Source organism: Candidatus Eremiobacteraceae bacterium (assembly GCA_035710745.1).
Classification (GTDB): Bacteria; Vulcanimicrobiota; Vulcanimicrobiia; order Eremiobacterales; family Eremiobacteraceae; genus JANWLL01.
In genome coordinates this window covers 146,368-171,131 of record DASTCX010000003.1, presented here as the reverse complement: position 1 = coordinate 171,131, position 24,764 = coordinate 146,368, and the positions used below count along the sequence as shown (strand labels likewise).

Annotated in this window: 25 protein-coding genes; 13 read left to right on the top strand and 12 right to left on the bottom strand. The window is 62.6% G+C overall.

The genetic code is table 11. The annotated features are described in order from the left end of the window. The first annotated feature begins 317 nt into the window (after nt 1–317). Both VFO25_00925 and VFO25_00920 read left to right on the top strand, forming a co-directional pair. The gene (locus VFO25_00925; GenBank protein HET9341460.1) at nt 318–509 is read left to right on the top strand and encodes a hypothetical protein; all 192 of its coding nucleotides are present in this window, start codon (nt 318–320) and stop codon (nt 507–509) included. A 529-nt stretch (nt 510–1,038) separates the two neighbouring features. Beyond that, nucleotides 1,039–1,434 (top strand): VOC family protein, encoded by a 396-nt coding sequence (locus VFO25_00920; protein HET9341459.1) that lies wholly within the window; start codon nt 1,039–1,041, stop codon nt 1,432–1,434. Nucleotides 1,435–1,450: 16 nt separating this feature from the next. On the opposite strand, the gene VFO25_00915 is transcribed toward VFO25_00920, so the two are convergent. Then, entirely contained in the window at nt 1,451–2,821 is a 1,371-nt protein-coding gene (locus VFO25_00915; protein ID HET9341458.1) for a winged helix-turn-helix domain-containing protein, read from the bottom strand. A 234-nt stretch (nt 2,822–3,055) separates the two neighbouring features. Here VFO25_00915 and VFO25_00910 point away from each other — a divergent pair, with 234 nt between their 5' ends. Then, nucleotides 3,056–5,218: a hypothetical protein gene (locus VFO25_00910; protein HET9341457.1), complete on the top strand. Its 2,163-nt coding sequence runs from the start codon at nt 3,056–3,058 to the stop codon at nt 5,216–5,218. Between the two features lie 61 nt (nt 5,219–5,279). On the opposite strand, the gene VFO25_00905 is transcribed toward VFO25_00910, so the two are convergent. The 3 genes from VFO25_00905 to VFO25_00895 form a co-directional block, all read right to left on the bottom strand. After that, the gene (locus VFO25_00905) at nt 5,280–6,470 is read right to left on the bottom strand and encodes a hypothetical protein (protein ID HET9341456.1); all 1,191 of its coding nucleotides are present in this window, start codon (nt 6,468–6,470) and stop codon (nt 5,280–5,282) included. A gap of 166 nt (nt 6,471–6,636) precedes the next feature. Beyond that, entirely contained in the window at nt 6,637–7,173 is a 537-nt protein-coding gene (locus VFO25_00900; GenBank protein HET9341455.1) for an OsmC family protein, read from the bottom strand. A 19-nt stretch (nt 7,174–7,192) separates the two neighbouring features. Further along, a complete protein-coding gene (locus VFO25_00895) occupies nt 7,193–9,151 on the bottom strand; it encodes an adenylate/guanylate cyclase domain-containing protein (GenBank protein HET9341454.1) in 1,959 nt (652 codons plus the stop codon). A gap of 168 nt (nt 9,152–9,319) precedes the next feature. On the opposite strand from VFO25_00895, the gene VFO25_00890 reads away from it, so the two are divergent. From VFO25_00890 to VFO25_00860, 7 genes are all read left to right on the top strand, one after another. Continuing rightward, nucleotides 9,320–9,592, top strand: a complete 273-nt coding sequence (locus VFO25_00890) for a DUF4242 domain-containing protein (protein ID HET9341453.1) — start codon at nt 9,320–9,322, stop codon at nt 9,590–9,592. Between the two features lie 133 nt (nt 9,593–9,725). After that, complete coding sequence (locus VFO25_00885; protein ID HET9341452.1) at nt 9,726–11,393, top strand: S53 family peptidase; 1,668 nt, start codon at nt 9,726–9,728, stop codon at nt 11,391–11,393. Nucleotides 11,394–11,462: 69 nt separating this feature from the next. Continuing rightward, the gene (locus VFO25_00880; GenBank protein ID HET9341451.1) at nt 11,463–12,119 is read left to right on the top strand and encodes a hypothetical protein; all 657 of its coding nucleotides are present in this window, start codon (nt 11,463–11,465) and stop codon (nt 12,117–12,119) included. Between the two features lie 72 nt (nt 12,120–12,191). Continuing rightward, nucleotides 12,192–13,133 (top strand): hypothetical protein, encoded by a 942-nt coding sequence (locus VFO25_00875; GenBank protein ID HET9341450.1) that lies wholly within the window; start codon nt 12,192–12,194, stop codon nt 13,131–13,133. Then, a complete protein-coding gene (locus tag VFO25_00870) occupies nt 13,126–13,497 on the top strand; it encodes a copper resistance protein CopC (GenBank protein ID HET9341449.1) in 372 nt (123 codons plus the stop codon). Before VFO25_00875 ends, VFO25_00870 begins: the two co-directional genes overlap by 8 nt. Before the next feature lie 3 nt (nt 13,498–13,500). Then, nucleotides 13,501–15,474, top strand: coding sequence for a copper homeostasis membrane protein CopD (gene copD / locus VFO25_00865; GenBank protein HET9341448.1), 1,974 nt, complete (start codon nt 13,501–13,503; stop codon nt 15,472–15,474). Between the two features lie 51 nt (nt 15,475–15,525). Then, entirely contained in the window at nt 15,526–16,644 is a 1,119-nt protein-coding gene (locus tag VFO25_00860; GenBank protein ID HET9341447.1) for a permease, read from the top strand. Nucleotides 16,645–16,723: 79 nt separating this feature from the next. On the opposite strand, the gene VFO25_00855 is transcribed toward VFO25_00860, so the two are convergent. The 4 genes from VFO25_00855 to VFO25_00840 all read right to left on the bottom strand — a co-directional run bounded on the left by VFO25_00855 (nt 16,724) and on the right by VFO25_00840 (nt 20,721). Next, nucleotides 16,724–18,082, bottom strand: coding sequence for a hypothetical protein (locus VFO25_00855; GenBank protein ID HET9341446.1), 1,359 nt, complete (start codon nt 18,080–18,082; stop codon nt 16,724–16,726). Nucleotides 18,083–18,085: 3 nt separating this feature from the next. After that, nucleotides 18,086–18,781, bottom strand: a complete 696-nt coding sequence (locus tag VFO25_00850) for a prepilin-type N-terminal cleavage/methylation domain-containing protein (GenBank protein HET9341445.1) — start codon at nt 18,779–18,781, stop codon at nt 18,086–18,088. Continuing rightward, nucleotides 18,778–19,179 carry a hypothetical protein gene (locus VFO25_00845; GenBank protein HET9341444.1) on the bottom strand — a complete coding sequence of 134 codons (402 nt, stop codon included), beginning with the start codon at nt 19,177–19,179 and terminating at the stop codon, nt 18,778–18,780. Before VFO25_00845 ends, VFO25_00850 begins: the two co-directional genes overlap by 4 nt. Nucleotides 19,180–19,422: 243 nt before the next feature. Beyond that, a complete protein-coding gene (locus VFO25_00840; GenBank protein ID HET9341443.1) occupies nt 19,423–20,721 on the bottom strand; it encodes a hypothetical protein in 1,299 nt (432 codons plus the stop codon). Between the two features lie 184 nt (nt 20,722–20,905). On the opposite strand from VFO25_00840, the gene VFO25_00835 reads away from it, so the two are divergent. Then, on the top strand, nt 20,906–21,520 hold the full coding sequence (locus tag VFO25_00835) for a hypothetical protein (GenBank protein ID HET9341442.1): 615 nt from the start codon (nt 20,906–20,908) through the stop codon (nt 21,518–21,520). A gap of 60 nt (nt 21,521–21,580) precedes the next feature. Here the strand turns inward: VFO25_00835 and VFO25_00830 are convergent, their stop codons facing one another. The 4 genes from VFO25_00830 to VFO25_00815 form a co-directional block, all read right to left on the bottom strand. Beyond that, nucleotides 21,581–22,126: a hypothetical protein gene (locus VFO25_00830; protein HET9341441.1), complete on the bottom strand. Its 546-nt coding sequence runs from the start codon at nt 22,124–22,126 to the stop codon at nt 21,581–21,583. A 78-nt stretch (nt 22,127–22,204) separates the two neighbouring features. Next, a complete protein-coding gene (locus VFO25_00825; GenBank protein HET9341440.1) occupies nt 22,205–22,846 on the bottom strand; it encodes a DUF899 family protein in 642 nt (213 codons plus the stop codon). A 5-nt stretch (nt 22,847–22,851) separates the two neighbouring features. Continuing rightward, on the bottom strand, nt 22,852–23,310 hold the full coding sequence (locus tag VFO25_00820) for an SRPBCC domain-containing protein (GenBank protein HET9341439.1): 459 nt from the start codon (nt 23,308–23,310) through the stop codon (nt 22,852–22,854). Continuing rightward, on the bottom strand, nt 23,307–23,699 hold the full coding sequence (locus tag VFO25_00815) for a metalloregulator ArsR/SmtB family transcription factor (protein ID HET9341438.1): 393 nt from the start codon (nt 23,697–23,699) through the stop codon (nt 23,307–23,309). Before VFO25_00815 ends, VFO25_00820 begins: the two co-directional genes overlap by 4 nt. A 132-nt stretch (nt 23,700–23,831) precedes the next feature. Between VFO25_00815 and VFO25_00810 the strand changes: the two genes are divergently transcribed. Next, nucleotides 23,832–24,197, top strand: coding sequence for a VOC family protein (locus VFO25_00810; GenBank protein HET9341437.1), 366 nt, complete (start codon nt 23,832–23,834; stop codon nt 24,195–24,197). 108 nt (nt 24,198–24,305) lie between these two features. After that, on the top strand, nt 24,306–24,671 hold the full coding sequence (locus VFO25_00805) for a DUF5069 domain-containing protein (protein ID HET9341436.1): 366 nt from the start codon (nt 24,306–24,308) through the stop codon (nt 24,669–24,671). The last annotated feature ends 93 nt before the right edge of the window (nt 24,672–24,764 follow it).

Below are 24,764 nucleotides of genomic sequence, written 5' to 3'. Positions count from 1 at the left end.
ATAGGTCGAGGCGAGCGCCGCAAGAGCGATCGCGATGACGAGAATGAACCTTAGGGTTCGCCGGCCATCCGTATGCATTAGTGAATCCTGTATTGACCGCATTCGTCTGCAGCCGCGACGGGCCTTTGGTGGGCCGCCGAATTCGAGTGCCAAGATGCCAAAAGAACCGGATGTGCCGACGCCATGTGATAACGTATTTGGAGGGCGCAAGCGCACTTGTACGAAGCGTGGAATAAACGTCGATCACATGAAGGCGAGATGCAAACCCGGCAGATCCTCGCGGCGGGATCCAGATCGGCTAAGGCCATATCACGGGGATGAATATCTTGCACGCACTGCATTGGAAGGGCACCGCTAGAAGCGCGATCGACTTGCAGCAGTTCGCGCCGTCGACGATCTCCAGCTCACAAGCATACGCTATAGATCCGTCGGGCGAGATCATCGGCACCGCGCTATCGACTACGACGAACACGTGGCACGCGGTCATGTGGGTCCCGGCGGTGCGCTAACACGACTGGCCGGGCGGCACCCGCAGGTATGCGACGCTTGCGGCGTCGATCCGCGCCAATGCAGCGGTCAGTTCTATCCCGGCCTGCTTCCCTCGCGCGGCATCGCTTGAAGACCCACGATTCAGAAATGAGCCAATAGCTTGCGACGTCAACGGACGTCCCATGCTGACAAGCTCAACATCCCAGATTCCGCATCCTTTCGTAGTGAGGAACACCTGGCCTCGCCTCTTGCCATCTATCGACCTCCAGTCGGCCAGAGCGAGGTAATAGTCGTACGTTACCGCCGGACCAATCGCAACGGAATCGGTTTTGAATGCCGCACATTCGGTGTAACGATCACGGATGCAGTCCGAAATCGAGTGCGAGATCGACCGCCGTTCGTCGATCGCCGCGTGCCGAATGTGTACCGATGGTGCGGAAGCCAGAACCAGAAGCGCTGCAGCGATAGCCCCGAGCATTTCGTCCTCTGCTCACGATGACGTCGTGACAGCTCTAGGCGTTATGACCGAAGATGAGGAAATCCTTACCCATGTCGACGACCTCAGGCGGCAGAACCGCAGTGATCAAGGATATCGCGTACGTCGCCTACCCATCCGATAACGTGGCTAGGACCCGCGCCTGGTATGAGACCGTGCTCGGACTAGAGTTCGCCGGACCGTACATTGAAGACGGTACCGAGAAATACAACGAAGCCCATCTGGCGACCGGGTGCTTTAGCTTGATGGCGTCCGAGTGGGTCGGCCGCAAGCCGGGTTCCGGCGCGGGCGCCGTTTTCGAGGTCGACGACATCGACGCGGCGGTCCGCTCGGTGCGCGAGAAGGGCGCGGTCGTCGAAGATATCTTCGATGGTCCGGTCTGCAAGCAGGCGTCACTCAACGATCCTGAAGGCAACAAGGTCACACTGCATCAGACCAAACCCCGATAGGCTTCACCGGGTACGGCTAGATCGTGACCGTTTGGTTGAATCCGGTGCGGAGAGAGTCGAAGTCCGGATCGGTGCGGATGCGCGCGATATCGTCGAGGCCGAGCTGTCGCGAGGATTCGAAGCGGCGCAATGCGTCGAGCGCCTCGGCGCGGTTTCCCATGGCGACTTCTGCTGAGGCGAGAGCGATCGGATCGACCCTGTTCGGATCGCGGATTTTCTCGATCTGCGCGAGGTCCGCAATAGCGCCCTTCTTGTCACCGAGACTCGTCTCGACACGAAGTCGCAGCGCAAGTGCCGACGCCTCGCCCGGGTAGAGCGCAAGGATCTCGTTCGACAGCCTCAGCGCCTGGGCGTCGAGACCGCGCTGGTAGTACGAGCGCGCGAGCCAGTACCTCGTGAAGCCAGGATGATAGCCGAGGTCGAGCGCTTGCGAAAGCACCGCGCTCGCTCCGACGTAGTCGCGATCGAGAACGAGCCACTCGCCATAGAGTCTGACGGCGGAACCTGACGTCGGCACGTCGATACTGACTTTCCTGAAATCGCAACCTGCCTCGTTGAACTCGCCAACGCTCAAACGGAACTTGCCGCGCCACGAGCGCGGCGATTCCGCCATGGGATCGGCTGCGACCGCTGCGTCGAACATCCGCTCGGCGATATCGTTTCTATGCTCATCGACGCTCGCGATGATGCCGAGCGCCGTGAGAGCGTTGCTCTCGTTCGGATCGCGCTCCAGCGCTTGCGTTGCTTGGGTTCGCGCGTCATCGAACGCGCGCGAGCGCGCCTCGCCGTTCGAACCGATCGCGATCTTCGCGTCGACGAACGCGAGTCCGCCGTACCCGGCTGCGGCGTTCGGCGCCTTGGCGATGAGCGCCCAATAGTAACGCGCCGCGTTGTCGAGGTGACCCGGACCTTCGCTCGTCGACAAGTAGCTCGCGAGCGCGAGGTCGCGGTCGACGGGAGGCGGCGACGGTGCAAGAGTCGGGACTCTCGCCGACGCAGCGATGATCGCAGCACCGAGAGTGAGCGCTGCGAGCGCGCCGGCCAAGCCGATCCGAGGGCGTGCGCGAACGCTCTCGGCGATAGCGGCCGGCGTGACGACGATGCGATAGCCGCGACGCGGCACGTTCTCGATCGCGATGTGCGGATCGCGCCGCAAGGCGCGCCGCAGGACGTACATCTGCTGATTGAGGTTGCGGTCCTCGACGGCCGAATCGCCCCAAAGGGACCCGCGGAGCGACGCCGCGTCGACGACCGCCCCGTCGGCGCGGATGAGTTCGGCGAGCATTTGTGCAGGGAGCGGGGCGAGCGGAACGATCTCGGTTCCGTCGTAGAGGACGAGCCGTTCGGGATCAAACCGCAACCGTCCGATAGGCACCGTGGCCGGCATGGCCAGGTGTTCGAATCGCCCCTCGGCAGCCCCTAGCATTTCTTTTCAGCATACGCGATGGCGGCGCGAGACGCTATCATCGAATTATCACGTCGACTTCCTCGACGTTCGTGACGAGACGTTGATTGAACCGGCTGCTCGGATACCGCTAAGGTTCTCCGTATGAGAATCGCTGTATGGGCCATCGTCGGGACGGCCATAATTTTCTGTTTTTGGGCGCGCGCGGACGCCTCGGTGGCCACAGGTACCGTGTTCACCGCCGCCCGCGCGCCGCATCCGATGTCGCTCGACCCGTCGCTGCGCGATCCGGCATGGCGATCGGGACGAGTCAGCTCGTCGGGGTTTTGGGACCTGACCAGACGTTCGGTCGCCCAATTCGACACGACGGTCTACATGCTCTACGACGATCACGATGTGTACGTCGCCTTTCACGTCGAGCAATCCGGCATCCCGATCGTCGCGCAGCAGCGGACGAACAACGTCGGCTTCGGGCTCGACGATTTCATCGGCGTTGCGATCGATACGAGCGGTGCCGGGAACCAAGTCTACTTCTTCGAGACGACGCCGCGGGCCATACGTTATCAACAGTCGAGCGACAACGTCCGCTATACGCCTCGGTGGCAAAGCGCAGCTTCGATAGACGGCGGATCGTGGAACGCCGTGCTCGCCATTCCACTCGATGCGATGCGGATCCGACCCGGCGCGCAACTCATGTGGCGCTTCAATTTCATCCGCGGCGTCTCTGCGGTCGGAGAGCACTACACGTGGGCGTACAACGGGCTGATGGTCGACGGACCGGTCGGACAGGGGTGGCCCACGTTTAGCGACGCTCGCTATTGGCCGACCTTCAAAATCGATGGCGGTATCGGGTTGGCAAGCCGGCCGAGATCACACGCGGAGATCTACTCGCTCGGCAGCGCAGGCTCGGACCGCGACCGTTTTCAGCAATCCGACGGCACGTTCCGGAGACAGCCTCCTCGCCCGCTCGGCGTCGATTTCACGATCCCGCTGACGAACACGATCAACGCGGTCGGCACGATCGATCCCGACTTCTCGAACGTCGAAGTCGATCAGCAGACGATCGTGCCGCAAGAGTTCCCGCGTCAACTGCAAGAGTATCGGCCGTTCTTCGCCCAAGGCGCGAATTTCCTGAACGAGAGTTTCGTCACATACAGCAGTCCGACAAGCCCGAACCTTCAGGTGTTCTACTCGCCGCGGATCGGGCCGTTCGACCGTGGCGCGAAAATCGAGGGCACTTCCGGTCTCTACTCACTGGGGATGCTTTCGTTCCGCGGATTCGACCGGGTAACGGGCAACACGTTTGACGACTTTGTCTACGCATTTAACCATGCGCTGCCGGATCGGACGTTCCAATATTGGGTCGACGGCGTTTCCGCGCACCACAGCGTAGCCGGTGACGACGCGACGACGGATATCGGCGCCCAGGGTCGCGACCTGAAGACTGGATTCCAGTGGGGAGACGATCAGACGATCGAACTGGGGAGCTGGGTGCCGGACCCGCGAGTCGCGCGCAACAGCAACACGTTCGTCGCCTGGTTCAAGCCGAACTGGGGGACGGCCATCGGGTACAATGACATGAGCCCGAACTACAACCCGATCGACGGCCTCACGTTCAACTCGGATATCCGCGGCATGCAGGGTTTCGCTCAAGGCTTAGGCTCCGCTCCATGGGCGAAAAACTATGCGGTGACGTTCAATTGGGATCGTTGGATGGATCGATCGGGTGCGATCCATGAGGCCGACACGCTGGCAACGCTCACTGCGACTTTCAATAACGGATTGTCGATCAACAATTTCGGCCCCAGCGTCGGCATTCTCAGAAGCTACGACACGCCGGCGAATCCCGATTGCTCTGGACCGATCGTCGGCTCGTCGTCGTTCACCGGCTTTCCCTGCTACCTCAACGGGCGCGATCGTCGCTTCGATCTTTTCCAATCGGCGTTCGGGTACAAAGACGGCACGGCGAAACCGATCGACGCGTCCTACTCGTTCGGGCCGTTCGGAGACAACTACACCCAGATCTTCTCGCTCACCACGTCGCGCCCGATCGGACGCTACTCGCTCGGCTTCGAGTACGACGGCACGCTCGAGCATCCGATCGCCGGCGGCGCGCTCGACTCGCAGTGGCTTCGACGGATCTCGATCGGCGAGTCGCTCGGCGCCGAATCGAACCTATCGATCTCGCTGCGTTCGATCAACGGACTAGGCGGGTTTGCGCCAAGCACGGGCACGGATGTCGCGCTCGCTTTTCACCGGCGCTTTGCGACCGGCGACGAGCTCTTCCTCAACTACGGAACTCCGGCCGCCTTCAGCACGCTCCACCGGCTGACTTTGAAATACGTCCTTCACGTGGGAGGCGACGCGGCTACGAGATGAAGACGAGCCGGAACGTGGGGTAGTTCCGACCCGCCTTCGGGCTGGTCCGCGTTGCCGCGAACTACTTGTGGAGGAGCTTGATCTTCGGTTGCATTTGCATCGTCGGCTTGACGTACTTCGCGTGCGGCATCATCGCCGCCGCTCGTGCGGCAGACATCTCGGTCATGCGCACGCCGGCCTGGCCGAGCGCCGTCGCGTAGATGTGGTAGTCGAACGAGATCGTCGCGTGTCCGCCCTGCACTTCGCGAACGACGAACCCGGTCGGGCTCTTGCTCGCGACGTAGAGGCCCTTCGTGTCGCCGTCCGGCGTCAGCATCACCTGGTATGCCTGATGGTTGTCGATGGTGTGAGAGAACGCGGAATCGAGCACGACGTTCGCAGAGCCGCTGACGAGCTGCGCCGTGCCGTTATCCTCGATAGTCGGGGATGCCGAGCGCGCGCCGTACGCGACCGCCTCGCCGCCACCCTGTGTCTTAGCGAAGTTGAAGAGTCCGCCGTGATAGAATAGGTCGCCCGCGCTGTCGACGAACATGAGGTCCGTGCCATTCGTGTCGGCCGCGACGAGGGGGAAACCGATCCCGGCGGCGTTGCGCGCGATGATGCCGATGTACGATCCTTCTATGTCGGCACCGTTGCCGTCCGAACCGTTGTCACCGTTGTTCGTGCCGCGAAATGCGACTTGACCGCTGCCGCCGAACCCCGCAAACGCATCGATCGCGTCGCCCGTCGAACCGATCGCGCCGATCGCGGGCGAGCTGCTTTCCGATAGGGCGAACACGCCTTCGCCGTTTGAGCTCGCCGCGGTCAGGCCCGCGCAGCAGCTCGAGAAAGCGATGACGCCGTTACCGTTGACCGATTGGCCTTCAACGCCGTTCCCGGCGCTCGAATAGCCGAAGACGCCCCATGTTCCGCCACTGCCGTTGACGCCGGTGTTGCCGCCGCTGCCGCTCACACCGTTGCCGCTCGTGCCGGCAAAGCCGGTCACACCGTTGCCGAACGTTCCGGCCGAGCCGACGACACCAGACGTGAAGCTGCTGTTGTTTTTCGTGTTGATACCCTGGATGCCGGCACCAAGGCCCTTGTTTTTGTAGACTTGGCACGGCGATGTGCTCGTGCACGTGACGCTCAGGTCCGGATTCGGTCCTGTCGGTCCGGCAACCGCGGGCTTCAGGGCAAGTCCTGCCGCAAGCGCGCCGGCCGCCACGACAATCGCGGCCGCCGCGATCGTCGGTTTGATGGTTGGGGTTCGCATGATCTCTTCCTCACTCAGGTCATGCGGCGTACCGGGCGATATGGGCTCGCCTAAAACGGTCACCGTTCGAGATGTAATATAAGACGAAGCCGTCCATCGAGCGTCCAGCCCAGACGGCGACACGACCAAAGCGAGATCTATGAGGAAGTTCTAGCTCTTTGCTAGATCAGTGGGACCGTGCCTTGACGGTCCCTGAGGTTTTGAACTCGATCTCCGGTTTGACGCCGCTCGCGAGCGTTTGATAGACGACGCAATAGCGTTCCGTCAGCTTCTGCAGCGAGGCGATATCCTCGGGCGATGCTTCGACGTCAAGATCGAATCGCAACCGGATATTTTTGAAGCCGACCGGCGCCTCGCGGTCGACGCCGAGCGTGCCGCGAAAATCGATATCGCCTTCGGCGTTGACCGTGCCGCCGCGCAGTTCGATGCCCTTGGCCGTCGCGACAGCGCGCAGCGTCACGCCGGCGCACGCGACGAGCGCTTGGAGCAGCATGTCGCCTGAGCACGCGAGCATTCCGTCGCCGCCGGTCGCTGGATGAAGCCCCGCCTTGACGAGCGCGCGTCCGGTCTCGACGCTGCAGCTGACGCCTTCTTGGTCGTCGACGTCGCCGCTCGCCTTGAGCGTGATGAGTGCGGCCGCCGGTTCGTTCCGATACCGCTCCTTGATCGGCGTCTGAGCGGCGCGCAGGCTATCGCTGTCCATTTCCCCTCCAAACGACCCGTTATGAGAACATCATCCGCGACATGATGAGACCGAGCGCGTTCCGCAGGCGCGAAGCGATTTCCGGATCCGCTTCCTGGTCGATCGCGCACAACGCTCCGTCGATCCAGCGCGCCCCTTCAGCTTCTGCGCCGCCATGCCACCAGAACATCTCGAGCGACGCCGCGATGTCGCCCGCGAGCGCCGGGTCGCCGCCCTTCGAGAGCGCCCAGTCGATGGCGGCACGGAAGTTCTCCTGATCGAGCTCCACTCGACACAGCCATTCGCCGAGCGGCGACGAACCAAACGTTTTCTCCGCGTCGCGAGCGAGTGTCCGGTAGTACTCCGCGTGACTGCGCATGATCCGTTCGCGCTCGCCGCTCGCGGCGAGCTTCTCGAGCGCGTACTGGCGCGTGCACTCGAGCATCCGATAGCGTTCGAGCCCGCCGCCTGTCTCTGCGTTGACGAGCGATTTGTCGGCGAGCGACGCGATGAGGTCGAGCACCTCGAACGGACCGACCGAGCCTTTGCCGCAGACGGCCGTCGCCGCGTCGAGCGTGAAGCTGCCGGCGAACACCCCGGCGCGCGCGAAGAGCATCCGCTCCGCCGGCTCGAGCAAATCGTAACTCCAATCGAAAAGCGCCGCCAACGTGCGCTGCCTCGGCAAGGCGGTGCGGCTGCCGCCGGTGAGGAGCGCAAAGCGTTCGTTGAGCCTCGACGCGAGGTTGGGGATGCTCATCACCTTGACGCGCGCGGCTGCGAGCTCGATCGCGAGCGGGATACCGTCGAGACGCCGGCAGATGTCGCAGACGATCGGCACATTGTCGTCGGCGAGCCGGAACGATTCATCGACGAGCGACGCACGGTCGACGAAGAGTGCGACGGCTCCGAACTCAAGGGCGTCGCCCGTGTTCAGTTCGCTCGCCTTTTCAGGCACGGCGAGCGACGATAACCGCACGACCTTCTCGCCCCCGACGCCGAGCGGCTGGCGCGACGTCGCGACGATACACATCTTCGCGCAATGTCGATGGATCGCATCGGCGAGCCCCGCGGCCGATTCCAAGAGGTGCTCGCAATTGTCGAGGACGAGCAGCATCTGTTTGTGGCGGAGCGCATCGGTCACGGACTCGTCGACGATCCTCAGCTGCGACGCGCTGATGCCGAGCGCTTTCGCGACGACAACGGGAACGAGATCGGGCTCCGTGATCGGCGCGAGGTCCGCCACCCAGACACCGTCCGAGAACTGATCGAGCACTTCAGCGGCGAGCTGTGTGGCCAGCCGCGTCTTCCCGACGCCGCCCGCGCCGATAAGGGTGACGAGGCGATGCGCGGCGAGGCTTTCCTTGAGACCTTCGAGATCGCGCTCGCGTCCTCTGAAGCTCGTCACCTGCACCGGCAGATTGTTCGGCAGCGTGTCGAGCGAGCGAAGCGGCGGGAAATCGTTGCGCAGCCCGTGGAGCATCAGCTGCCACACGTGCTCGGGTTGCGCCAGGTCCTTCAAGCGGTGTGTGCCGAGATCGGCGAAGGATGCGTCGCGTTGCGTCTCATGTTGGACGAGGGCGTGCGTCGCCGCCGACATGAGGATCTGCTCGCCGTGGCCGATCGACATCAAGCGCATGACGCGATTGACCGCCGGTCCGAAGTAGTCTGCGTCGCGCTCCTCGGCGTAGCCGGTGTGCAAGCCGACGCGGACGCGCAGACCGTCGACCGCCGAGAAGTCCTCCGACGCGAGTCCGCGCTGGACATCGATCGCGGCCCTGACGGCGCTCGGGGCGGTCGGGAAAGCCGCACAGAACGCGTCGCCACCGGTCTTGAAGACGTACCCGCCGTGCGCAGCGATGGCGGTCCGCACGACGTCGTCGTGGCGCGCCACGGCCGCCTTCATGGCGTCATGGTGCGCCTCCCAGCGTTTCGTGCTGCCCTCGATGTCGGAAAATAGGAAGGTGACGGTGCCCGTTGGCAACGCCGTCGGACCTTTCATGTGCCGACGATCGGCCCTCGAACTCGGTTGCATGGTCTACGGCGAATGTTCCACCCAGCGGCACCGTGGACCTATAGAACGCTTGTCAACCGCGGCCCGGCCGCGCTATAATTCGCGAATCCCATCGTTCGAGATCCCGTCCTCGTACCTGAAATGAACGGAGGATCCATGCCTCGATATTTGATCGAACGAACCTTCAAAGACGGCTTGACGATTCCAACCACGAAACAAGGCGCGGATGCGTGTCGCACGGTCGTCGATAACAACGGCGACGTCGGCGTGACCTGGGTCCATTCGTACGTTTCAAAGGATCATAAGAAGACGTACTGCATCTACGACGGCCCGAACGAAGACTCGATCCGCAAAGCGGCCGAGCGTAACGGTCTTCCGGTCGACAGCATCCACGAGATCAGCGTCCTCGATCCCTACTTCTACCACTAGGATAAAGCCGGAGCTCATACGACATCGAGCCCTGCTGCTATTCTAGTTTTCCATCGCGCATTTCATCCAGCTGGCAGCTCGAAATGTGATGTCCTCGCTCAGCGAGAAAGGCGCGCGGAGAGAGGATACGTTCATGCGCTTTCGCTTCGCCCTTTTCGCGTTCGGTTTTGCATCCGCACTCGCCATGAGCACGTCGCTCGCGATGGCCGCGACGAGACCCATCGAGGCCGGCACGCTTCGCGGCGTCCGCGACTTAGGTGCCGCACCCGCGTCGCTCGACGTTCGCGTCGCGATCGTCTTGAATTATCATCATGACGCGGAACTGGAAGCGCTCACCCAAGCGCAAGCCGATCCGGATTCGCCGTATTACCATCACTTCCTGACGCCCGCGCAATTCGACGCGTATTTCGCGCCGACACCGACGGAGTACGGCCGCGTCCTGGCCTCGCTTCAGCGCGGCGGACTGCGGGTCACGCATTCGTACGCGAACCGAACCGTCATCGATGCCGCGGCGCCCGCGCCGGTCATGGCACGCTATTTCGGCACGAACATCCATGCGATCCGGACCTCAGACGGCCGCACGACGTGGACGAACGTGAGGGCGGGAGTGGTGCCTGCGGAAATCGGCGACCTGGTCTACCACGTCGTGGGACTCGACGCAGCGGGCCGGATGCGTCCGCTCTACGCGTTTTCACGGAACCCGCATCGCAGCTCGAACACTTCGTTCGGTCCGAATGCAGAACCGGTCTTCGGCGCCGACGGCGGCTACGGGCCGCTCGTTTTCCAGCGCTCGTACAGCTTCCCCGAACTCAACGGCTTTGACGGCTCCGGCCACGCATCAGGTGTCGCGACGGACGCCGACTTCCTCGACACCGATCTCTCGTCGTTCCTATCGTACTTCCAGATCAACCGCACCGGCCCGGCGACGCAGCGCGTCCTCGTCGACGGCGGTCCGGCCCCCGGCGACGGACCCGACTCGATCGAGACGACGCTCGATGTCGAGCAGATCGTGTCACTCGCGCCCGGCACCGCGCTGTACGTCTACGAAGTCACGTACGACGAGCCGACGAACGGCAATTTCATCGACATCTACAATCAGGTCGTCACCGACGACAAGATCGACGCGCTCAACACGAGCTATGGATACTGCGAGACGGCGATCCACCGAGGCTATCCGGAGTCGCTCAACAAGGTCGCGGTGCAGGGCAACGCGCTCGGCATCACGTTCCATGCGGCGTCCGGCGACGGCGGTTCGAACTGGGATGGCTGCAACGGCGTCAGCGTCGGCACGCCGGTCGACATCCCGCACAACACCGGCGTCGGCGGCACGACGCTCTCGGTGACGTCGCAGGGCCAAGAGACGAACGAGGTCGGTTGGGACGGATCCGGTGGCGGCGTCTCCGTTTTGTTCGGCGTGCCGGCGTATCAGAAGAACGTGCCGACGATCATCGCGGGTGGGCGCAACATCCCCGACGTCTCGTACGACGCCGATCCTGGAAGCGGCGCGTCGTTCTACTACGACGGCTGTTGGTGCGGGCCGATCGGTGGAACCTCGCAAGCGTCACCGATCTTCGGTGCAGCGCTCGTCGAGACGAACCAAGTCATCGGCGCACGCTCCGGCAACTTCAACGTGACGCTGTACAGGAAGTGGCTGCGCCACGGATATTCGCGGGGTTCGACGCTCTACTTCCGTGATATCACCGTTGGGAGCATCCCGCCGTATAGCGCCGGACCCGGCTACGACCAGATGACCGGCATCGGCACGATGATCGTGAATAACTTCGACAAACTCTTGCACTAGAGCCACGTTTTTCAGCGTATTTCGTGCAGGTCGCCATCGCGAGATTGCGTACTTACAACTGATATGCGCGTGATGCAGCCTCGGCTCTATGCATGGGCGATCGGCGTTGCCGCTGTTGCGGGTGCTGCGGGCGGTCACGCGGCCGTCGACGTTCTCGGATCGCTGCGCGTTTTCGCCGGTACGTACGCTCGATATCAGCATTCGTTTACGGTGTTCGCAGCGATCGCGGTCGCAGCCATCGTCCTCGGGTTCTTAGCGCTGTCTGCCATCGGAACCGTGATCGAAAGTCTCCGTCACGAGACGCCAGCGAGACGGCTCGAGCTCCTGCGAGCGATGCGGCGACCGAGCCCGGCGACGGCTGCGCTTGTCTACGGCCTGCAGATACCACTGCTCTTGTCGCTCGAAGCGCTCGAACAGGTCCAGCGTTTCGGTCATCCGATCGGTTTAGGTGTGTCGCTCGGCGGTCCGCCGCTCGTCACGCTCTCGATCCACGCTTTGTGCGCGCTCGCCGTCACGATCGCGGTCTTCCGCGGCATTCGGACGATCGTCGACGTGTCGACCGCGATCGCGCGCGTCATCATTCCAATCGTTCGCCGGCTCATCGTCACGACCGGCACGACCAGCCTTCCCGCCTGGGCGACTCGCGTTGCTCGTCGGTCGATTCGTCCAACCCCGCTCGCGCTCCACATCGCGAACAGACCACCACCCCGCCTCGCCTTCAATTAGGCGATCACCGAAGTCACTAGTCTTCGAGGCGTCGGGCCCAGCTGTGGGCGCATGGCGCCGTTTGGGTGCGGTATGAAGAACGAGGTAGTTAGGAATATGAAACGCACACTTTACCGTGCGCTCCTGACAGCCAGCGCGTTGATGTTGGTGACCTACTCGGCCGCCGCGGCGCATGTCGTCTGCGGCGATCGAGTATTTCCCACCACGCTGACCATGGACGACCCGGGTGTGAGCGACGAGATGTCGCTGCCGACCGTCGGACTCACGCCGACGCCGTCCGGCGAGGGCAACACGTACGGGTACGAATGGGATAAGACGATCACGGAGGACCTGGGCTTTGGCATCAACGGCGACTATGTCGAGCAATTCAGCCCGACGCAGTCCTTACACGGTTGGGATAACCTTACCCTGACGATCAAAGATCAGCATCCGTGCGTGGAGCATTTCGAGCATAAAGAGCTCGCCTGGTCGATCGGTGTAGTCAGGGAACTACCTGGAACCGGCTCTACCCAACTCCGCGATGCCGGGGCGATCGACACCATCGCTAATACGGCGCCGACGTTCTACATCGGCAAGGGTCTAGGCGGGGCGCGGGACGGCTGGATGCGCCCATTTGCGATAACCGGCGAAGTGAGCCGCGTCATTTCCGACAATAATAGCGTTTCTCCGAATGCGTGGAGCTACGCGGCTTCGTTACAGTATTCGATGCCGTACATGCAACAACACGTCAAGGCGCTGAATCTGCCGAATTGGATGACCCACACGACGCCTATCGTCGAGTTCGCGATGACGACCCCTGACGGCGGCACGCCGGCCGGCACGATCTCTCCCGGGCTTCTCTATGACGCCAACAACTGGCAGCTGGGCGCCGAGGCGATACTGCCTGCCAATCATGAGACGCACCTCGGGCAGGGCACCGGCTTCGTCATACAGTTCCACGTGTTTCTTGATACCTACTATAAGAGTTGGTTTGGCAGACCGCTCATCAAAAGGAACCTTTGGGGAAATGAATAGTCGTATAATCGCCGCGGCCCTCGCGCTCGTCGCGACGTTGACCACCACATCACCGCTTCTTGCGCACGCGTTTCTGGATCATTCGGATCCCGCGGTCGGAAGCACGGTACCGTCGTCGCCCACCGTCATCCATCTGTGGTTCACACAGGAGCTGGAGCCTGCGTTCAGCTGGGTCACCGTGAGCGACCAATCGGGTGCGGCCGTCACCGACGGCAACGCGACCGTTGATCCGTCCAGCCCAGCTGAGATGACGGTCAAGCTGAAATCGTTGTCGCCCGGGACCTATACCGTGAAGTGGCATGCTCTGTCTGTCGACACGCATACGACGGAAGGCGACTTCAACTTCACGGTCGGGAAGGGCTAAGCGATCGATTCGTTCCTCGTAGCGACGCGCATCCTGCACTACGCCGCGAGCGCAGTGCTCGAAGGCGTGTTCGTCTTTTGGATCCTGATCGCATGGCCGGCGTTTCGCCGCGCGGATGCGGCGCAGGGATTACGATCGCGACTCGACCGACGGCTCTTCACGCTCGCTTGGTGGTGCCTTATCGTGGCATTCGTGACCGGCGGTGCGTGGCTCTTCATCCTCGGTTCTCAGATGAGCGGGATGCCGCTGAGCGCGGTGCTACCGGCCGGCGTCCTCGTCATCGTCTTGACGCAAACGCATTTCGGCACCGCCTGGCTCATCCGACTTGCGCTCGTCGCCATACTCGCGGGATGTCTCGTGGTGCAGCGTTTCACGCGAAACCAAGTCCCGGCCGTGATCGGGGCGCTGGCCGCCGCGGCCTTCGTCGCCTCCCTTGCATGGGCTGGACACGGAGCAGCTGCCGAAGACGTACCCTTCGACGCCATCCACCTGCCCGCCGACATCTTGCATTTGTTGGCCACCGGCGCTTGGCTCGGCGCGCTGGTACCGCTCGGCATGTTGCTCGCAGAAGCGCGCCGCGAAGGTAGCGCAGACGCGGTGACGGCGGCGCAAGCGGCGACTTTGCGCTTCTCCACGTTAGGGCTCACGTGCGTTGGAACGTTGCTCGTGACCGGAGTCGTGAACACCTGGTTCTTGGCCGGCACCGTTGCGGCGCTCGTCGGGACCTTGTACGGTCAGCTCCTGCTGGTAAAAGTCGCTCTCTTCGTGGTGATGATCGCGGTCGCGAGCAGAAACCGGCGTCGATTTATTCCGAGGCTCACCGACGTCGCCGGCAAAACCGCCGACCGACTGCTCGCCGTCTTCCAATTGCGCCGCAACGTGTTGACGGAGGCCGGCATCGGTGTGCTCGTGCTCGGCATCGTCGGCGTCATCGGCATCCTGCCCCCGGGGTTGCACACCGAGCCGAATTGGCCGCTGCCGTTCCGGCTCGATTTCGGCGAGATCGCGCCGCGCATACAGACAGTACTGTGGGTGGTCGTATTCGCTCTCGCGGTGTGTATAACGGTCGTCGCGATCACGGCTTGGCGCAGACATCACCGGTTAACGACTGCCTCGGTCGCGGCCCTCATCGTGTTCGTAGCTATCGGTTGCGTCGCGGCCTGGCCAGGGATCGTGCGCGCGTATCCTACGACGTACTACGCGTCGACACAACCCTATTCGGCGCCTTCTGTAGCGCGCGGTGCACCGCTGTACGCAGCGAACTGCACGCCATGCCACGGCGCCGACGGTCGCGGCGACGGCCCGCTTGCGAAATCGCTTCCAACGCGCCCGGCGGATCTCACGGAATCACATCTGTTCGCGCACAAGGCCGGCGACATTTTCTGGTGGGTCAGCAACGGCAGCGACAACCACGTGATGCCGGGCTTCGCAGCCAAGCTGACGTCCGACCAGAGGTGGGACTTGATCAACTTCGTGTTTGCGCGCGCGGCTGGCATCATTGCGGACCAGGCGACATCGCACATCAGCACCGCTGCTGCGCCGCCACTCCCTGATTTTGCTTACGAGCAGAGCGGCGCGCAGAATACGTTGAGTCAGACGTCGAAGACCGGCCCTGTTCTCATCGTGCTGTATGCCGCGCGCGTTCCGCTCGCTCGACTTGAGCAATTGGCGGGATCCGGGCAGCGTCTTTCTGGCGCGGGGCTGCACATCATCGCAGTTCGGCTCGACTCATCCGCCGGCAAGGCCCCCTTCGAGGTCGACGTCTCGGATGATGTTCGAGCGATGCTCGACCTGTTTCGGACCTCTACCGATGGCGGTGAGACGGAGCTCATGCTCGATCGCAATGGCAGCGTGCGCGCGCGCTGGACGGCGAGTAAGAACGGCGGCCTTGCCGACACCGCCACATTGCTTTCCGACACCGTACTTGTCGCACGTATCCCGGTGGCGGCGGCGAACCACGCGGGCCACGCTCACTGAACCGAAGGTAGAGGAAGAAACGCGAAGCAGGACGGCGTACAGCCGTCCGGCATGATCGTGCTCGACTTCATCGGCCGCTGGCTTTACGCGTCCTTCGCCATGTTCTGGTCGGTGCTCTGGTCGCTGCTCCTCGGCTTCATCCTTTCGGCGATGGTGCAGGCGTACGTGCCGAAAGGCGGCCTCGCGAAGACGCTGGGGCGCGCCGGCCTGCGCGAGCTGAGCCTTGCCGCGGTCTTGGGCGCCGCAAGCTCGTCGTGCAGCTACGCCGCGGCGGCGACGGCCAAGTCGGTCTTCAAGCGCGGCGCGGACTTCACGACGTCGATGGCGTTCATGTTCGCTTCGACGAATCTCGTGATCGAGCTCGGTCTCATCCTCTGGCGGCTCATGGGCTGGCCGTTCGTCGTCGCCGAGTGGCTCGGCGGCATCGTGCTCATCGCCGTCTTCGCGGCGCTCGCACGCGTCTTCTTCACTCGCGACGTCGTCGAGAGCGGCCGTGCGCACGTCGAAGAGTTGAAGCCAGGCGGTCACGAGCACGATCACGGCGAGATGCTCGCTCCCGGCGCGACGCTCTGGCAGAAGCTGCGCTCAGGCGAAGGCTGGCGCTACATCTCGCACTATTTCCAGATGGATTGGTCGATGCTCCAGACCGATCTCATCTTGGGCTTCGTCATCGCCGGATTTCTCGCGATCGCTATCCCAGCCGCCTGGTGGCAGGCGCTCTTTCTCGAGCATGCGCCGGCCGTGCTTCGCACGATCGAGAATGCGCTGGTCGGCCCGATCATCGCCGTCTTGAGCTTCGTGTGCTCAATCGGTAACGTGCCGCTCGCCGCCGTCCTATGGAACGGCGGCAGCACTTTCGGCGGCGTCATCGCGTTCTTGTACGCCGATCTCATCGTGCTGCCGCTCATCGATATCTACCGCCGCTACTACGGCTGGCCGCTCACATGGCGGATGGTCGGCGTCTTCTACGCCGCTATGGTGATCAGCGGCTTGATCGTCGAAGGTGCGTTCGCGCTACTCCACGCCGTGCCGTCGCCAACGGGCGGTCTGCTCATGATGGTCGAGCACGTCGCGTGGGATTACACGACCTTCCTGAACATCGCGCTCATAGCTGCGACCGCGGTCCTCGTCTGGTGGGGCAACCGCAACGGCGCACATTCGCACCACTAGACTCGAGACCGCGCGATGAAAAAGGGAGCGGTCGAGATTCATCTCGACCGCCGCGGCCTTGCCTTTCGGTTTTCCTTGATCAGTACTGCATGAAACTCTCAACCGCGTACTGGCCAAAGGATGTCGTCGTGCCCTGGGCTCCATACTGATAGGCGAAGTTCCCATTACCGCCGATCGTGACCGTGCCTGCCGATATAATGTCCCCGTAGAAATTCGTGTACTTCACGTTGCCGGTACCTGCGATGGACACGGACCCATTCGCAGTATAGAGCGTGCCGCCGTTCCAAACGCCGTTGCCCGACACGGCGAAAGCGTTGCCACCGCACTGCGAATCCGACCCCAAGACGATCGTCTCCGCTGTCACCGTCGTCCCGCTGAGGGTTCCGCCGCTCACGGACAGACAGCCGCCGACGATGAGCATGCCGGCGTAGCTAGCGGCCGCACTCGAGCCTCCCGAGAGTGCTACGTTGCCGTCGAAAAAGGCGACCTGCCCGACGCCGATACCGCCATTGTTCTTGTTGATGTTGCTGATCGCACTGTAGTTGCAACCCGACGAGCACGACGTGTAGAAGACGTTGCTGTTGGAGTTCGAGAGCGACAGCCACATCGCGGCGTTGCTCATCTCGTCGATGGTCGCTTGCGAGTCGAGAAATTGTGAGCTGTCCGCATTCTGAGAGATGTTCTGATACGTTCCGCCGCTCCCGGCGTCGCCGTAAGCGCACGACACGCTGTTGCAATTGCCTTTGGGCAGGTAGGTCTGGCCGCTCGTGACGGGTACGAACGTCGGGGGGTTCGGGCTTGCGAGCGGGTCAGTGCAGATCTTGTCGTATGGCGTGGTCGACCCACAATTGGGAGGTGGCGTTTGGCTTCCCAGATGGCTGCTGCCATCGACCGTGACACCCCCACCCGCACACACCGCGCACGTGTGCTGCTCGATGCTGGCGACGTTCGCGAGAACTTCGACGCCGACGTCGCGACCGGTCGGCTGCCCGTCGAAGGTGCTCTTCGTATACGACCAGATGAGGGTGCCGAATCCTGGAACCGGGATCGTGCTCCCCGCGCCGTCGAAGCCTCGCGCGTGGAGCGGGTCCGGGATACTTGTCGCACCCGGGTTCGGGTTATGCCAATAGGAGTAGTAATAAGGCACGTTCGGCTCTGAAGGCAGCGCTGTTTGATCGCTTGATGGCGTTGGAGGCGGGTTCGGCGGCGCGGTCCCAAACCCGGTCGATCCCGGCGCCGGCAGGTTCGAATCGACGTCCGTGAGACCACGGTCGATGCCCGCCTCGGCGACGTCGAAATACTGCTGTTTCGTGTAGCTTGCGCCGACGTTCTGACTATTGTGCGTTGCGAGTTCGAGCATCATGATCGCAATCGCCAAGAAGATCGCCACGATGGCGAGCGCGGTGATGAGAGTGAGGCCACGCTGCAGTTTTTTCATGGGTCAGTTCCTCGTTTGCAACTGGTCCGTGTATGATGTCACATTCGTCCGGCCATCGACCGTCGAAAGTGCTTGGATCTGCAGATTGACGTATTGGATGATACCGCTTAGCGCGCCGTTCTGACCGCCGGCCGCGCCTATCTTGATGTCAACGATTCCAGTCGCGTAGAATGGCTGGCTGGTGGTAGCGACCGCTTTCGCACTCGTGATGGCGAGGGTCGCCGCGCTTTGACACGGGATATCTAACGGGTTGCACGCACTCATGCTCTCATTCTCGAACACGCAGTTGAGCTGCTGGCCGTTGCGGATGAACACCTTGAAACCTTGCCAATTCGGCGAGCCGTTCGAGGTGAGCGCGAAAGCTCCAGGCGGGTAGCACGAGCCCCCGTTCGTGCCGGTGTCGGCAGTCGCCACGGCGAAGACAGTGACGTCGACCGGGGTCGCCGAGGGCGTCGGGAGCGGTTGAGCGCCGGAACTATCATAGAAAACGGCTCGAGCGTCGCTTTCGTGGATGTCACGCTCGAGCTTGTAGAGCACCGCGACCGCATTTCCTTGCGTGTCGGTCTTCGCTTGCGCCGCGCCTAGATACTGGATGACCGGCTCGAGCGCGAGGTACGCGATCGCCAGGAACAGGAAGAGCACGGCGATGCCCACGATCATCTCGGTGAGCGTGAAACCGCGAACGCTCACCCGGTTCATGGGACCTGTGTCGTGACGACAGTTCCGAGCGTGACGGTCTGCGTGACATCGTGGTACGGCCACGTGACGTTGACACTCACGTCGTAGTCGCTTGTCGTTCCTATCTGCGACACCGAGGCGGACGCGGTGAAGTCGCCAGGCGAGGAAAGCTCCGGCGCCGGCGACGACGACGAGTAATTGGAATCACCCGAGAAGATCGCGTACCCGGCATCGATCGGCTGCGTCGTCGGCGCGGGGGTCGCGAGCGGGGTGACGACTCCACCCCGCACTTGCTGGCGTACGGTCTCGAGATATTGTTGACCGAACGTCACTGCTTGGAGTTCATCGGCGCGCAGCGAGATGCGCGACTGGGAATACGTGTATGTCGACGTAAGCGTGAGGACGCCGACGATAAGCACCGTGAATGCTATCAACGACTCAGCGAGTGAAAACGCTCGACGGGTTTTACGGGTGAGGAAAGAGGGCACCCGGCCTCCTTAAAGCCTATTGGTTAGGCGTATTTGTTCCGGAGCGTGGGCTTCCATGCCTGGTCGGTCCCTCGCGGGCCTACCGATATTTACAATGGCACGGCCTCGCCATATGACACTTTCGGCGGCCGCTCGCTTGCTTTGCACACCGTGTTTTCGCTTGTGGTTCGTGCGTTATTGCACGGTGACAGGCACATTGAACAGGTTTCCGATCGCATCCTCAACCGTGATCTTGGTCTTGCCCACGCCTACAGAGGTGACGACGAAGGTGTTTGCTGCCTGCCCGGGCGCGACGGTCGCGATCGACGGCGACCCGCTCACCGCGGTGAGCGTGCTTGGCCCGTGGTAGGTCGCCGTGAGCGTCTGCTGCTCGCCGGTTCCCGTGAACGTCAGACTCTTCGGCGAAACGCTGAGCGTGACAAGGGCGTACACCTCTAGATTCCCGCCGTTCGTCGCCGACCAGATATTGCCGTCCGGCCCGCTCGTGAGATCGATCATGACCCCGTTCGTGTTGAACGGCGATGTGTGACCGGTGAGCGTACCGTTGCCTTCATTGTACTCGGCGATGACGTTGCCGTTCGTGTTGAACCAGATGTGGCCGTTCGGACCCGTCACCATATCTTGCGGCGTGCCCGCCGCGCCGAACGGATTGCTGATGACCGTCACCGCACCCGACGTCGTGATCTTTGCGATCGTCGTGGCGCTGCAGTTGAAGTAGAGGTCGCCGTCGGTGCCCACGGCCAGCCCCTCCGGACCTGTGCAGCCGACGCCAAACACGTCGAACTCCGTGATCGCGTTCGTCGTCGGGTCGATGTTCGCGACCTTGTGCGTGAAGTATTCGGTGAACCACACTTTATGATCCGGGCCAGTGACGACGCCCGCGGCTGCGTTGTCGTTCAGGCCGGATGGATACGCGAACTCCGTGATCGCGCCCGCCGTCGTTATCTTTGCGATGTGCCCTTGCTCGGCAAACCACACGTTGCCGTCGGGGCCGATGGCGAGCCCGTTGTTCCCGAGATTATCCTTGCTCGGCGAATCGTGGATCTTGAAGCTGCCGCTCGTCGTCAAGACGCCGATCATCCCGGCGTTGTTCTTTGGATCGGCGCCATCGGTCGTGATGTAGAATTTGCCGTCAGGGCCTGTGATCGGATTGAGCGGCTGGAATCCGAACGTCTGGCCGTTCTCGGTGAAGCTGAGCTGGAACGACTTCGTCTTGCCGGTCATCTGCGTGCGAACAAGCGCGTGCCCGTTGTTGTCCGAGAACCAGACGTTGCCGTCAGGCCCGGCGGTGATGCCCCGATAAATCGTCGTCTGCGTCTTAGGTGTGAAGAGCTTCCAGTGCCCCTGCGACTTGCCGTTTTGGATGACCCAAGGCGTGACGACCGTGGATCCGCCGACCGGCGCGGTGACTGCCTGACGTGCGGCACAGCCGCCAGCAGCGATGAGCAGAAACGCTAATGCGAGACGACGCATGACGACCTAACCTTTCTCCTCTTATCGCTTTGCGGCGGCGTGACGTGCTCTTCCTGGGGCCTCGCGAACCGTCAAGACTGCGGTCGGCATTCATATGATAAGGGCACTTTTTGCCAGGCGGAGGTCGACGGGTATGAGAACTAAGGCCGCCGCACTTCACTGCTCACGCCTTTGAGGTATGATCGTGACGAAAACGCATCGTTCTTCTACTATAGTGATCCTCGCCGCCGTCGTCCTAGCGGCGTGCGCCAAAAACGCGCCCGTGACGACGCAAAGCAGCGGCACCGGAGCGGAGAACACCGGCGGTACCGTTGCCGTCGCCGCGGGCACCGACTTCTACGGCAAGCTGCAGGGTCCGATCGGCTCGAAGACGAGCCACGACGGCGACACGTTCGCGCTCGCCCAGACCGACACGTTCCTCCATAAGGATCCGGCGCTGCATGGCGCGGTCGTCGAGGGTCATCTCGCGAACATCAGCGCGGCGGGACCTGCGCACAACCCGTCGATGACCCTCGTGTTCGACGACATCAAACTGCCGGACGGCACCAAGTCGCCCGTCAACGTCCAGCTCGTATCGGTGAACGCGTTCGAACCGAGGACGCACCACTTGCGTACGATCGGTATGATGATCGCGGGTGCGATGGCAGGGCACGCCGTCGCTTCGCACACCGCACACAGTGGCCTCGTCGGTGCGGCAGCGGGCTACGTACTATCGCAGGAGCTCAAGACCGACATCGCCGTGCCGGCCGGCAGCGTCATCGAGCTGAAGTTCAAATCACCGGTCATGACCGGCGGCTAACTCGGCTCGTCGATTGGAATGGAGCGGTCGACCTTCACGGTCGACCGCCGCGGCCTTCGCTTAGGTCGACGTCGGAGTCACGACGTTCGGCGCTGCATCGTACGCCCGCTTGACGTACCAGCGGATTCCGACGAGCGAGCCGAGGGCGACCGCTAGCAGTCCGCTTCCGATGAGCGCTTCGGCAGGCGTGATCACGGGCAGTCCGTTTGCCCCGACAGCGCCCTGACCCATCCCGCCGCCGACGACCCAGCGAATCCCAAAGCGAAGTAAGAGAACGCCCGTGACGAGCGCGATGCCGATCGGGTGCACCTTCACAAAGACCGCTTTACCGGGTTTGTCGACTCGCAGCGTCGTGTGATTGCCTTGATACATGCCAATACCGAACCCGATCGCGAGCCCGACGATTGCTGCAAGCGGCGCGAGCGGGCTCCCGCTTATCGTGTCGCCTGCGACTACAGCGATCACGATCAACGCGACGATGATCGGCATGACCCACATGCTGCCGAGCGCCCATCGCTGCTCGCGCATTTGGCGATAAATACGAAAGGCCAGTAAAAGGACGACGACGCCGATAATGACGACGGTCTGGATCTGCTGTTGTGACATAGTGCCGACCGCATACGCACATGAGCGCGCAAATACCTATGTTCGCGCGCTCATGAAAGATCGCGGCGGTCGATTGAATCAGAGTTCGTAGTTCGGGTGCCAGTCGCCGCGACCGCTCGGCAAGAGGTCGAACAGATTCCAGACGGGCGATAGCTGGTCGATGCTACGCCAGTGCGCCGGCGACATCACCGCGAACTTCTGATAGAAGTGGCGAACCGTGCCGTTCTTGTCTTTCGTGAAGACGCTGATCGCGGGCAACTGTTCTTCACTTCGATCTTCGACGCCGAAGTCGCGATTGAACGTGTTCCCGAAGCTCGACAGCAGGCGGATGTTCTTCCAGCCCCGGCCGCGCGCCCAGGCACGCAGCCTGTTGATCGGCGCCTTCGTGACGAGGGCGAAATTCGCGCGCTTACGCACGTACGGCTCGACGCGGTCGTACCCGTCGCACCACATGGTGCACATCGGGCACGGCCGTCTATCCTTCGGCGCGAACATATAATGGTAGATGAGCAGCTCGTTTTTGCCGCCCTTGAAGAGTTGCGACAGCTTAACCTTACGGCCAGCGCCCTCGTCGAAGACGTAATCTTCCTTGACCGGCTCGCCCGGCGGCAGAGAGCGCCGCTTAGCGGCGACTCTCTCGAGCTGCTGCGTCAACCCGATCTCTTCTTTGATGAGCTTCTTCGACCGAGCCTTGCGATCGTTGGCTCGCGCGCGCGCCATGGTCGTCATGCTTCCTTTCCGCTGAACATCTTCGTGAGGTTATCGAAGCAGCCGATCCAGCCGTGAGCGTGGCGATCGCGGCTCTCTTCGCTCGCGAGCTGCTCGTGGAGCAAGGTGACGTCGGTCTCTTCGCCTGCCGAGGCGAACGTGATAGTGACACGGGACTCGTGTCCGATTCCGTCGTCTTCCTCCCACGCCCACGTATAGACGAGTTTCGTCGGTCGCTCGACTTCCAAGAACTTCCCACTGAGATAGACGATTTCACCGTCTGGGAGGCGCATGGTGACTCGGTATGCGCCGCCAACTCGAGCGTCGATCTCGGCCGCAGTCGTCGTCGTTCCGGGCGGCCCCCACCAGCGCCTGAAGATCTCGGGATCGGTCCACGCCGCGAACACGTCCTCGCGGTTGCCTTTGATGCGGCGGGTCATCGTGAGCGACGTCGCCGCTTGTGTGGATTGCGTCATTTGCGAGCTCCCTTCGGGCGACGCAAGCCGCCATCGCGACGGGCCGTGCGCTTGGATGCGCGACTTTCGAAATAGTCTGACAGCGAATCGAGCTGCGACGCCCAAAACGTCCGATGACGCTCGATCCACGCGCTCGCTTCTGCCATCGGCTCCCCCGAAAGGCGGCACCGGTGCAGACGCCCATCGATTTGGCGCGACAGAAGTCCGGCCCGCTCGAGCACCTTGATGTGCTTCGTGACCGCCGGCAGTGTCATGCGGAACGGTGCCGCGAGTTCTCCGACCGTCGCGCTGCCGCGTGCCAGCCGGATGACGATCGCGCGCCGCGTCGGGTCGGACAAGGCTGAGAAGACGACATCGAGGCGCTTCGATGCTCGGTTATAGTTAACCATGTAGTAAACAGTTTATCGCAGCTGCGAGGCGATGTCAACCGAGAAAAACGACGGCGATCGGATACGTGAAAGGCACCTGCCGACCCAGGGATAAACGGGTCGGCCCTTCACGAAGAAAGGAGCGGCAACGCCATGCCACGTCCCGTGCATTTCGATCTCTCCGCCGACGATCCGGACCGGGCCATCAAGTTCTACTCGAAAGCCTTCGGGTGGAAGTTCGACAAGTGGCAGGGACCGTTCGAGTATTGGGTCATCACGACGGGCATCGATCCCGAGCGTGGTATAGACGGCGGGATGTCTCGCCGGTCCGAAGGCGCGACGAACTCGAATACGATCGGCGTCGGATCAATTGACGACGCGCTGAAGAGCGTCACCGCTAATGGCGGCACGATCATGCGTCCGAAGGGCCCGATCCCGGGAGTCGGATGGTTCGCGACGTGCAAAGACACCGAAGGCAACGAATTCGGCGTCATGGAGCCCGACAGCTCGGCTAAGTAGCCGCACAATCCTGCCGGGCGTGACGCATCCGCGTCAGCACGAGATGCGTCCCGTTCCGAATCACGCGACACATATCCGGGTATGATTGGTGAGGAGGATTTTTTTCTGATGCATCAATCGAACAACGCCAAGGCGCTCGACCTTCGTAGGGACGTGCCGCGAAGCGGGAGCGATACGCTCGCCGGCTTTGCATGGCTCGGGCGTGCGGCCGATAAGGCGCGCGCCAAGCGAGTGGGTATGCTTGGCGATTATATCTCGCTCTGCCCGATGGACAAGGGCTTCCTCGCTCGCGCGGGCGTTCCAGAGGACGAATTCCTCGAGCTCATCAACCGCGGCGTGACCGACGAAGAACTCGCCGCCCACTTCGAGCGGCACGTCGGACCCGCGAATCGGAAGGCTGCGAACTCCTGGGTTCTCGTCGACATGAACGAGCATCTCGTCGCGCTGGATCGCGAGGAACGCCGAGCAGCCTGACCTTCGGCTCGCACCCGATAACGTAGCGGTCGAGCTTCAGCTCGACCGCCGCGGCCCCGCCAAGAAGGAAAGGGAGCGGTCGAGATTCATCTC

Coding starts and splice junctions, on each gene's coding strand:
- VFO25_00925 (HET9341460.1), top strand. CDS start 318: ATGAATATCTTGCACGCACTGCATTGGAAGGGCACCGCTAGAAGCGCG.
- VFO25_00920 (HET9341459.1), top strand. CDS start 1,039: ATGTCGACGACCTCAGGCGGCAGAACCGCAGTGATCAAGGATATCGCG.
- VFO25_00915 (HET9341458.1), bottom strand. CDS start 2,821: ATGCCGGCCACGGTGCCTATCGGACGGTTGCGGTTTGATCCCGAACGG.
- VFO25_00905 (HET9341456.1), bottom strand. CDS start 6,470: ATGCGAACCCCAACCATCAAACCGACGATCGCGGCGGCCGCGATTGTC.
- VFO25_00900 (HET9341455.1), bottom strand. CDS start 7,173: ATGGACAGCGATAGCCTGCGCGCCGCTCAGACGCCGATCAAGGAGCGG.
- VFO25_00895 (HET9341454.1), bottom strand. CDS start 9,151: ATGAAAGGTCCGACGGCGTTGCCAACGGGCACCGTCACCTTCCTATTT.
- VFO25_00890 (HET9341453.1), top strand. CDS start 9,320: ATGCCTCGATATTTGATCGAACGAACCTTCAAAGACGGCTTGACGATT.
- VFO25_00885 (HET9341452.1), top strand. CDS start 9,726: ATGCGCTTTCGCTTCGCCCTTTTCGCGTTCGGTTTTGCATCCGCACTC.
- VFO25_00875 (HET9341450.1), top strand. CDS start 12,192: ATGAAGAACGAGGTAGTTAGGAATATGAAACGCACACTTTACCGTGCG.
- VFO25_00870 (HET9341449.1), top strand. CDS start 13,126: ATGAATAGTCGTATAATCGCCGCGGCCCTCGCGCTCGTCGCGACGTTG.
- VFO25_00860 (HET9341447.1), top strand. CDS start 15,526: ATGATCGTGCTCGACTTCATCGGCCGCTGGCTTTACGCGTCCTTCGCC.
- VFO25_00855 (HET9341446.1), bottom strand. CDS start 18,082: ATGAAAAAACTGCAGCGTGGCCTCACTCTCATCACCGCGCTCGCCATC.
- VFO25_00850 (HET9341445.1), bottom strand. CDS start 18,781: ATGAACCGGGTGAGCGTTCGCGGTTTCACGCTCACCGAGATGATCGTG.
- VFO25_00840 (HET9341443.1), bottom strand. CDS start 20,721: ATGCGTCGTCTCGCATTAGCGTTTCTGCTCATCGCTGCTGGCGGCTGT.
- VFO25_00830 (HET9341441.1), bottom strand. CDS start 22,126: ATGTCACAACAGCAGATCCAGACCGTCGTCATTATCGGCGTCGTCGTC.
- VFO25_00825 (HET9341440.1), bottom strand. CDS start 22,846: ATGGCGCGCGCGCGAGCCAACGATCGCAAGGCTCGGTCGAAGAAGCTC.
- VFO25_00820 (HET9341439.1), bottom strand. CDS start 23,310: ATGACGCAATCCACACAAGCGGCGACGTCGCTCACGATGACCCGCCGC.
- VFO25_00815 (HET9341438.1), bottom strand. CDS start 23,699: ATGGTTAACTATAACCGAGCATCGAAGCGCCTCGATGTCGTCTTCTCA.
- VFO25_00810 (HET9341437.1), top strand. CDS start 23,832: ATGCCACGTCCCGTGCATTTCGATCTCTCCGCCGACGATCCGGACCGG.
- VFO25_00805 (HET9341436.1), top strand. CDS start 24,306: ATGCATCAATCGAACAACGCCAAGGCGCTCGACCTTCGTAGGGACGTG.